The sequence below is a fragment of the Chitinophaga sp. genome, from assembly GCF_035564935.1.
Taxonomy (GTDB): Bacteria; Bacteroidota; Bacteroidia; order Chitinophagales; family Chitinophagaceae; genus Chitinophaga.
In genome coordinates this window covers 1-9,501 of the sequence record NZ_DATMTE010000076.1, presented here as the reverse complement: position 1 = coordinate 9,501, position 9,501 = coordinate 1, and the positions used below count along the sequence as shown (strand labels likewise).

Below are 9,501 nucleotides of genomic sequence, written 5' to 3'. Positions count from 1 at the left end.
CAGGATTACACTGATTTTACTGATTAGCCGGAGATTTTAAAAGATTTTGGGAGATAAAACGAATACTCGTTTTTATCTCCCAAAATCTTTTAAAATCAAAAAAATAAATTCAGGCTAATCAGTAAAATCAGTGTAATCCTGAGTCAGACAACATTCGCGGGGACTGTTATTTGAGGATAAGCACCAAGGTGCCGGCTATAATAAGTCCCGCGCCGATGGCTGTTTTTATAGTGATGGTTTCGTGCAGGAAAATGGCTGATAATATAATGGTGAGCGCCACGCTGAGTTTATCTACCGGGGCTACCTGTGAAACCTGCCCCGCCTGGAGCGCTTTAAAATAGAAAAGCCAGGAACAACCGGTGGCGATACCTGATAATATAAGGAATAGCAGCCCGTGTTTTGAAACGGCGCCCATACTTTTATATTCCCCTCCCGCAAATACAATGGCCCAGGCCAGCACCAGTATTACGAGTGTTCTGATAGCTGTAGCCAGGTTGGAAGGAATATCCGCTACGCCAATCTTGGCGAGGATAGCAGTTAAGGCCGCGAAGAAAGCGGATAGTAAAGCATAAAACCACCACATAATTTTCCAGGTTTACCGCCCGAAGTTATCCCGTAAAACTGTAGGAATATTGTAGCAGGTTCAGATCTTTCTTCCTAAAATTTTCAAACTTCTTTCCACGCCATCCAGCACCGCAATTTCCGGCAGGTGCGCCCATTCTGCAAACCCCATCTTCATAAACAGTTTCAAACTGGGTTCGTTATGCGCGAAAATGAAACCCAGCAAGGTTTGAACACCAAATTCCGGTGCTATGCTAATGGCATATTGCAGTATTTCCTTCCCAAACCCTTTGCCGCGGGCACTTTCGTCGAGGTAAATACTTACTTCTACCGTACCGTTGTAGGCAGGGCGGCCGTAAAAAGACTGGAAGCTCATCCACCCCACATTGTTGCCGTTACTGTCAATCATCCACAGGGGGCGGCTGGTGCTGTTGTGTGCATGAAACCAGGCCAGCCTGCTTTCAACAGTTACCGGGGAAGTGTCGGCAGTTACCATCCTGCCGGCAATGGTAGTGTTATAAATTTCAACGATCCGTGGCAGGTCGGCTTCCGTGGCATGCCGGAATTGTAAGCTCATAGTATATAATAATTAAAAGATGGATTCACGGGTATGTTCACTTCTTAAAAGACTGTAAAGCTCCGCGTTTACAAATTTTCCTTTCTCAAAAAAAGCATCTCTCAGAAAACCTTCGTAACGGAATCCCAACCTGGTTAACAACTTGGAAGACGCCAGGTTTTCAGGGTCCACAAAGGCTTCAATACGGTTAAACTGCAACTCTTCGTAGCCATAGGAGAGCATGGCATTTACCGCCTCTTTCATAATGCCTTTGCCCCAGAAAAAGGGCCGGAGGTCGTAGCCTATTTCCGCTTTGAAATGTGTTTTGCTGATCTTATGATACCCGCAGGTGCCTATCAGTTCATCCTTCCCTGCGAGTGTAATGGCCCATCGCATACCTTCTTCCTTCTCGAGGCTCTGGTGGAAAAACCGGATGATCTGGGTGGCTTCACTGATGTTTGTGAAGGAATCAATATCCATATATTTTGTAACCGCATCATCCGAGAAATGGCTGAACAGCGCGGCGGTATCTTTGTCTTCTATAGGTCGCAGCACCAGGTCGCCGGTACTTAAAACGGGTAAATGCATGATCTGGTTGCCGGTTTAGATGAGAGCAAAGCTAACAGATATTGATAAATTGTACATGAAAACATCGATTTTAATGTCGCTTTAATGCCCGCGCGGGTAAACAATCCTACTTTTGCAGGGGTTATTGCTTATAATTTTTTGATATGAAAATACTGGTTATAGAAGATGAAGTGAAAGTGGGGGCTTTCATCAAAAGGGGATTGGAAGAGCATCACCACCAGGTGGATGTGTATACAAATGGCATTGCCGGTCAGCAGGCTGCCATGGAACAGGACTATGATCTCATTTTGCTGGACCTGATGTTGCCGGGTATCAATGGCACTACTATATGCCGGAACCTGCGTGCACTGGACATGTCTGTACCCATATTAATGCTTACTGCATTGAATGCCACGCAGGATATTGTAGAAGGACTTAATGCAGGCGCCGATGATTACCTGGCCAAGCCTTTTCATTTCTCTGAACTGATAGCCCGTATCAATGCATTGTCCAGGCGGAAAAGCCATTTCCACCAGGAGCAGGCGGTGCTTACGTTTGCGGATCTTCAGCTGAATACCCATACAAAAACCGCCAGCCGCGAAGGACAGGAAATTGTGCTCACGGCAAAAGAATATGCACTGCTGGAATTACTGCTCCGCAACACCGGCAAGGTGCTTTCCCGGGCGCTTATTTCCGAAGCCGTATGGGGATTGGAGTTCGACACAGGTACCAACACCATAGATGTATACGTGAATTATCTCCGGAATAAAATCGAAAAGGGCTTTACCGGCGAAAAGCTGATCCACACAGTAGTAGGGATGGGTTATGTGATGAAACAGAAATAGCTTATGAAGATCCGTCACCGGTTATCGCTGCAGTTTACGCTGATCTCGGGCATTATCCTTACGGTTTTTTTCGTACTGATATACCTGTTATCTGCCCAATATATCCAGAATAGCTTTTATAAGCTGTTGCAGATGCGTGCGCTGGTAACTGCACAGGTATACCTGGAAAAAGACGAGCTCACTAAAAAGAAATTCCTGGAGATTGAGAAGAGCTACCGGGAACGCATACCCGATGAATCCGGTAATATTTACGACCAGTATAACCAGGGCGTGTTCATTGAAAAAACGAAGCATAACTGGCCGGTATCGCTACTGGAAACTATCCGTCATAAAGAAGTGTACCGGTTTAGCTTCCGGGAAGAATCAGGGCTGGGCATTTATTACCCCGATAACCAGGGCGATTTTGTAGTGATCGTTACCGCGCGCAATACTGCGGGCATCCAGCAACTGCAATATCTTTTATGGATATTGATCATTATGTTTTTTGTGGCGCTGCTGATCATTTTCCTGATGGGGCAATGGTATGCCAGCAGGGCGCTGGAGCCTATCAAGAACATTAACCGGCAGGTGCAGAAGATCCGTTCCAATAACCTGCATATGCGCGTACAACAGGGATTGAATAAGGATGAAATAGATGAATTGGCCACTAATTTCAATGGTCTGCTGCAACACCTGGAACAGGCTTTTGATATGCAGCGCTCATTTGTGTCCAATGCTTCCCATGAGCTGCGTACGCCGTTAACCACCATTATCGGGGAGATAGAGGTAACGCTTCAGAACAGCCGCAGCCGGGAAGAGTATGTACAAACGCTGGGTACTTTGCTGGGCGAATCCGAAAAGCTGAAGATCATCACGGATGGATTGTTACAGCTTACAAGAATAGATGCGAACCTTACGGAAGCCAACAGCGAATTGATCCGGCTGGACGAATTATTGTGGGAGATCTCTGAATACTGGCGTCATAAAACACCACCGTTGCAATTGCGCATACAACTCAGCGGCCTGCCGGAAGACGCTTCGCTGCTGTGTATCCGGGGCAACCGTTCCCTGGTAACGCTGGCGTTGCAGAACATTGTCAGGAATGCATTTAAGTTTTCGTATAACCGTGACGTTAGTTGCCTGCTTTCTTACAGCGACAATAGCCTGACCCTGTCTGTAAGTGATAAAGGTATTGGCATTGCGGCGGAAGACACAGAAAAAATATTTATGCCCCTGTACCGGGCGGATAACGCGCATACCTTCGATGGGTATGGTATCGGGTTATCCATGACCCAAAAAATATTGCTCCTTCACAAAGCTACCATTACCGTGAGTAGTATAATAGGCCAGGGCACTACGTTTAATATATTCTTTACACCTGCCGGTAAATTCTAACCCGGTTTTAACTTCATTCTAATAAGCTGCTAATAGCCCCGTATCATCTTTGTGCAACGAAAAAAAGTTGTATGATCAATAGATTGGCAGGGCTTACCTGGCTTGTACTGTTTGCCACCGTGTTCCGTAATACTGTATCAGCACAGGTGAATGACACGCTAACATTAACATTGCCGCAGGCGGAGCAGCAATTCCTGCAAAAGAATGTTCCTTTACTTACACAGCGTTACAGTATTGATTCCGCCAAAGCAGAGGTGATCACAGCCAGGCTGTACGACAACCCGCAGGTAACTTTTGAAAACGGGTTGTATAATCATACCACCAGGAAGTGGTTCGACTTCTCCTATGAAGGCCAGAACACCCTGCAGGCGCAACAATTATTTAAACTGGCAGGTAAGCGGAACAAAGCGGTAAAGCTGGCGCAGAGCGGCGTTAAGATGAGCGAATACCAATTTTACGACCTGCTGCGCACCCTGCGTTTTTCTCTTCATGATAATTTTTATGACCTCTATTATAAACAGCAGTCGCTCGAAACCTTCGCCAGCCAGATTGCATTCTTGCAAACAGTAGTAACCGCATTTACCGCACAGCAGGCCAGGGGGAATATTGCGCCAAAAGAAGTGGTGCGTATCAAATCTATGCTGTACGACCTGCAACACGACCATTTATCCTTGCAACAGGATATACTGCAAACACAGTCGGACCTGGCCTTGCTGATGAGAGTACCGCCAGGCATAGTGATCCGGCCGGTGTTGCCGGAAGGCGCGGGGGAAAAGCCACAGGCATTGGCTTACAGTTACCAGTCGCTGCTGGATACCGCAAGGGAAAACCGCTACGATCTGAAGATAGCGCAGGAAACCGTGAACTATAACCACCTGAACCTGCGGCTGCAGAAATCGATGGCCGTGCCCGACCTGCAGCTCGGCTTTTCGTACGATAAGCAGGGCAACTTTGAGCGTAATTATAATGGACTGAGCGTATCCATGCCATTGCCTTTTTTTAACCGGAACCAGGGGAATATAAAAACTGCCAGGGCAGCAGTGGAAAGCAGCAAGCTGCAGCTGGAAGGACAGGAAGATGAACTGGCGCATGAGGTGATGAACAGTTACCGCCTGGCGCTGCAAACAGAGCGGCTGGTGAGTGAGTTTGATCCCGGGTTTGAGAAGGAGTACACCACCATGATGAGCGAAGTAGAGAAGAATTTCCGGCTTCATAATATCGGGTTGCTGGAATTTATTGATCTGTACGATGCTTACCGGAACAATGTTCTTAAAATGAACGCGCTGAAATACGATCGCCTGCATGCCTTGGAGTCACTCAATTTCAGTACCGGTACGCCTGTTTTTCATCCCTGATAAATCTTCTTGACATGCAATATTCAGTAAAAAGTTATATACCTGCAATTGTTATCATCATATCCCTTAGTAGTATCATCACCAGCTGCGGCAGCAAAGCAGCGCCTGAAGCGCCGCATCCATGGACGATTTCAGACTCTTTGCTCCGCACGCTGGTAGTTGATACCGCTACCGCCCGGCCTGTTGAAAGTGAAATACTGCTTACCGGTAAGATCACTGAGAACGAAGATAAGACCGCGCGTATTTTCCCGATGGTGAGCGGCATTGTTACGGCAATAAAGGTCCACTCCGGCGATTTTGTACAAAAGGGCCAGGTGCTGGCTATTATTAAAAGTCCCGAGATGGCGGGGTTTACGGCAGATCAGCGTATATCCGTGAACGATATGGAAACTGCCAGGAGGAATATGGAAGTAGCGGAATCGTTTTACAAGAGTGGATTAAACTCCCTGCGGGAATATGAAGAAGCCAAAAGTATTTATGACAAGGCCGTTGCCGCTTATAATAAATCACAGGCCATCCTGGAAATCAACGGGGGCGGGCATCGTACGGATTACGCAGTAAAAGCGCCGGTGCCGGGATTTGTGATCAGCAAACGGGCGGCAGAAAGTATGCAGTGGCGGCCGGATAACACCGATCCCATTTTCGTGATAGCGGATCTTAATAATGTGTGGGCGATGATCAACATCTTCGAATCAGACATTGCTGGCATCCGGGAAGGAGATAAAGTACAGATGAGCACTTTGTCTTACCCCGATAGAATTTTCTATGGTACTATTAATAAAATCTACAATGTACTGGATCCTGAAAACAAAGTAATGAAAGCCCGGGTAGTAGTGAATAATCCGGGTTTCCTGCTGAAGCCTGAAATGTTTGTGCGCGTGAAAGCCAACCGTTATTCCGATAGTAATACGGTAAGCATTCCATCGAGGGGGATCATTTTTGATCACGACAAATATTATGTGCTGGTTTGTTCCAATGCGAAGTACGGGGTAACAGTAAGAGAAGTGAAGATAGAGAAAACCAGTGAGGGGCGGGCCTATATCAGCGCCGGTTTGCATGAGGGCGACCGGGTGATAGCTTCCCGGCAGGTATTCATTTATGAAACGCTGAAGGATCAGCAGTAAAGGCCAGTATCATGAACAGATTTATTAAGCGTGTACTCGCTTTTTCTTTAAGCAATAAATACTTCATTTTTTTTGCTACCGGGGTATTGGCTGTTGCAGGCTATATCAGCTTTAAACAAATTGGTGTTGACGCCTTTCCTGATGTTACCAATACTTCCGTCACTATTATCACGCAATGGCAGGGCAGGAGTGCAGAAGAGGTAGAGAAATTTGTAACAAGGCCGATAGAAATCGCCATGAACCGGGCCCAGAAGAAAACGCATATCCGTTCCTCTTCCTTGTTTGGATTATCTGTAGTGAAAGTGATCTTTGACGACGGGGTAGACGATACTTTTGCCAGGCAACAGATCAATAACAACATCACATCGGCCTCACTGCCGGATGGGGTAGATCCCGAAATAGAGCCGCCGTATGGCCCCACCGGGGAAATTTACCGTTATACCCTTCAGAGCAGCAAGTTATCGGTGGCGGAGCTGAAAACCCTGCAGGACTGGGTAATTGAGCGGAACCTGTTATCGGTACCGGGTGTGGCCGATATTGTAAGCTTTGGGGGAGAGGTAAAGAGTTACCAGGTAACTATTGATCCCGATAAGGCGGTGCAGTATGATATTACAGCGCAGGAAATGTACCAGGCATTGTCTAAAAGCAATATCAATGTAGGAGGCGATGTGATTGTAAAAAATGCACAGGCGTACGTGGTAAGAGGGATCGGTATTCTCAACAACACAGATGAGATCAGGAATATTATTGTAGATCATATCAATGGTACGCCCATACTGGTAAAGGATGTAGCCGATGTAAGCATATCGGCGCTGCCCAGGCTGGGGCAGGTGGGGCGCGACCAGGACTATGATGTAGTGGAAGGTATTGTGGTGATGCGGAAAGGAGAGAACCCTGCCGTAGTGATTGAGACGCTGAAACAAAAGATAACGGAGCTGAATACACGTATTTTGCCCGATGACGTAAAGATAAAGCCATTTTATAACCGGGAGGATCTGATCGATTTTTCCACGCATACTGTTTTGCATAATATGCTGGAGGGAATCATTTTTGTAACGGTGATCGTATTCCTGTTCATGGCCGACTGGCGTACTACGGTGATCGTATCTGTAGTGATTCCGCTGGCGCTGTTGTTTGCATTCATTTGTTTGCGGATCAAAGGGATGAGTGCTAATTTATTGTCGATGGGGGCGATCGACTTCGGGATCATTATAGATGGAGCGGTAGTAATGATGGAAGGGATTTTCGTGGTACTTGACAGGAAGGCGCATAACGTGGGAATGGACCGGTTTAATAAGCTGAGTAAGGCGGGAATGATCCGCAAAGCCTGCCTGGAGAACGGCAAGGGGATCTTTTTTGCAAAGCTGATCATTATTACCGGATTGCTGCCCATTTTTACTTTTGAGAAAGTAGAAGGGAAGATGTTTTCCCCGCTTGCATGGACATTGGGGTTTGCGTTACTGGGAGCCCTGGTCCTTACGTTTACCCTGGTGCCGGCACTGGCCAGTATATTGCTCCGGAAAAATGTAAAGGAGAAGCCTAATGTTTTCCTGGCGTTTATTAACCGTATAACACTGCGGATCTTCAATTATTGTTTCAGGCATCGTCGTGTAGCCTTTACCGTGTCACTTATCGTACTGGCGTTCGGGTTATACTGCTTCAGGTTCCTGGGAACGGAGTTCCTGCCGCAGCTGAACGAAGGAGCTATTTATATCAGGGCTACGGGGCCGTTGAGTACATCGCTGGAGGAGTCGGTAAAGGTGGCCAATGATATCAGGCGGAAGCTGCTCACGTTCCCGGAGGTAAAGCAGGTAATGTCTCAAACGGGCCGGCCGAATGATGGCACTGATGCTACGGGGTTCTATAATATCGAATTTCACGTGGATATTTACCCGCAGGGCGGGTGGAAGAGCGGAATATCGAAAGCGCAGCTGATAGCGCTGATGAATGAGAAACTGGATGGTATTCCCGGTATTACTCTGAACTTTTCCCAACCGATCATGGATAATGTAGAGGAAGCGGTTTCAGGTGTAAAAGGTGCTATTGTAGTAAAGTTATTTGGAGATGATTTTAAGGTGATAGAAGGCAAAGAAGAATCAATAGAGAAGATCCTGAAGGGGGTACATGGTATTGAGGATCTGGGGATATTACGGAATATTGGTCAGCCGGAGCTGCGCATTAACCTGAACCAGCAGAAGATGGCGCTGTACGGGGTTACCACGGAAGATGCCAATTCTGTAATAGAGATGGCCATTGGCGGGAAGGCAGCTACCAGGATATATGAAGGAGAGAAGAGCTTTGATCTTCGTATACGGTATCCCGGGAGCTTCCGGGAAAGCGAGGTGTCTATCGGCAATCTAACGATACCGACTATACGTGGTAATAAGATCCCGCTGAAGGAGATCGCGGAGATGGAGCATATAGTGGGGCCCAGTATGATTTACCGGGATAAGCATATGCGGTATGGGGCGATTAAATTTTCCGTGCGGGGCAGGGACCTGGGAAGTACTATTGCGGAAGCGCAGCAGAAGGTGAATGAACAGATCACTTTGCCGAAGGGGTATTCCCTGGAGTGGGCAGGTGATTTTGAGAACCAGCAGCGGGCTACCAAACGGTTAATGCAGGTAGTACCTATTAGTTTATTATTGATTTTCCTGATCCTGTTTATCCTTTTTGGCAAGGTGAAAGATGCGTTGCTGGTGCTGAACAATGTACCATTTGCGATTATCGGGGGTATTTTCTCGCTTTGGCTTACGGGGATGAACTTCAGTATATCTGCCGGAATTGGTTTTATCGCCTTGTTTGGGATCTGTGTGCAGAATGGGGTGATCCTGTTGTCGAAGTTCAAAACGAATGTACGTACCCTGCAGAGCGGCGCGCATTTCAACCTGCCTGCCGCCATCCTGGAAGGAGTGGAATCCAGGATACGTCCGGTGATCATGACAGCAATGATGGCGGCGATCGGATTGTTGCCGGCAGCTACCAGTATGGGGATTGGTTCCGAAACTGCGCGGCCGCTGGCCCGTGTCGTTATCGGAGGCCTGATCACGGATACTTTTTTTAATCTTTTTACATTCCCTATCGTGTTTTACTGGGTATATAAGAACAGGTTAAAGAAG

Annotated in this window: 8 protein-coding genes; 5 read left to right on the top strand and 3 right to left on the bottom strand. The window is 47.1% G+C overall.

The annotated features are described in order from the left end of the window. Positions 1 to 166: 166 nt before the first annotated feature. Genes VN105_RS02090 through VN105_RS02080 form a run of 3 tightly spaced genes read right to left on the bottom strand, consistent with a single transcriptional unit; the run spans position 167 to position 1,705 of the window. Entirely contained in the window at positions 167 to 583 is a 417-nt protein-coding gene (locus VN105_RS02090; RefSeq protein WP_325637442.1) for an EamA family transporter, read from the bottom strand. A gap of 60 nt (positions 584 to 643) precedes the next feature. Next, complete coding sequence (locus VN105_RS02085; protein WP_325637440.1) at positions 644 to 1,138, bottom strand: GNAT family N-acetyltransferase; 495 nt, start codon at positions 1,136 to 1,138, stop codon at positions 644 to 646. Between the two features lie 12 nt (positions 1,139 to 1,150). Beyond that, on the bottom strand, positions 1,151 to 1,705 hold the full coding sequence (locus VN105_RS02080; RefSeq protein WP_325637439.1) for a GNAT family N-acetyltransferase: 555 nt from the start codon (positions 1,703 to 1,705) through the stop codon (positions 1,151 to 1,153). 143 nt (positions 1,706 to 1,848) lie between these two features. Here VN105_RS02080 and VN105_RS02075 point away from each other — a divergent pair, with 143 nt between their 5' ends. The 5 genes from VN105_RS02075 to VN105_RS02055 form a co-directional block, all read left to right on the top strand. Further along, the gene (locus VN105_RS02075; protein ID WP_325637438.1) at positions 1,849 to 2,529 is read left to right on the top strand and encodes a response regulator transcription factor; all 681 of its coding nucleotides are present in this window, start codon (positions 1,849 to 1,851) and stop codon (positions 2,527 to 2,529) included. Between the two features lie 3 nt (positions 2,530 to 2,532). Next, positions 2,533 to 3,903, top strand: coding sequence for a HAMP domain-containing sensor histidine kinase (locus VN105_RS02070; RefSeq protein WP_325637436.1), 1,371 nt, complete (start codon positions 2,533 to 2,535; stop codon positions 3,901 to 3,903). Positions 3,904 to 3,974: 71 nt separating this feature from the next. Then, positions 3,975 to 5,258 (top strand): TolC family protein, encoded by a 1,284-nt coding sequence (locus tag VN105_RS02065; RefSeq protein ID WP_325637434.1) that lies wholly within the window; start codon positions 3,975 to 3,977, stop codon positions 5,256 to 5,258. Between the two features lie 14 nt (positions 5,259 to 5,272). Next, positions 5,273 to 6,382 carry an efflux RND transporter periplasmic adaptor subunit gene (locus VN105_RS02060; protein WP_325637432.1) on the top strand — a complete coding sequence of 370 codons (1,110 nt, stop codon included), beginning with the start codon at positions 5,273 to 5,275 and terminating at the stop codon, positions 6,380 to 6,382. An 11-nt stretch (positions 6,383 to 6,393) separates the two neighbouring features. Then, the coding region (locus VN105_RS02055) for a CusA/CzcA family heavy metal efflux RND transporter (RefSeq protein ID WP_325637430.1) at positions 6,394 to 9,501 on the top strand (3,108 nt) is incomplete at its 3' end.

Coding starts and splice junctions, on each gene's coding strand:
- VN105_RS02080 (WP_325637439.1), bottom strand. CDS start 1,705: ATGCATTTACCCGTTTTAAGTACCGGCGACCTGGTGCTGCGACCTATA.
- VN105_RS02060 (WP_325637432.1), top strand. CDS start 5,273: ATGCAATATTCAGTAAAAAGTTATATACCTGCAATTGTTATCATCATA.
- VN105_RS02075 (WP_325637438.1), top strand. CDS start 1,849: ATGAAAATACTGGTTATAGAAGATGAAGTGAAAGTGGGGGCTTTCATC.
- VN105_RS02065 (WP_325637434.1), top strand. CDS start 3,975: ATGATCAATAGATTGGCAGGGCTTACCTGGCTTGTACTGTTTGCCACC.
- VN105_RS02090 (WP_325637442.1), bottom strand. CDS start 583: ATGTGGTGGTTTTATGCTTTACTATCCGCTTTCTTCGCGGCCTTAACT.
- VN105_RS02085 (WP_325637440.1), bottom strand. CDS start 1,138: ATGAGCTTACAATTCCGGCATGCCACGGAAGCCGACCTGCCACGGATC.
- VN105_RS02070 (WP_325637436.1), top strand. CDS start 2,533: ATGAAGATCCGTCACCGGTTATCGCTGCAGTTTACGCTGATCTCGGGC.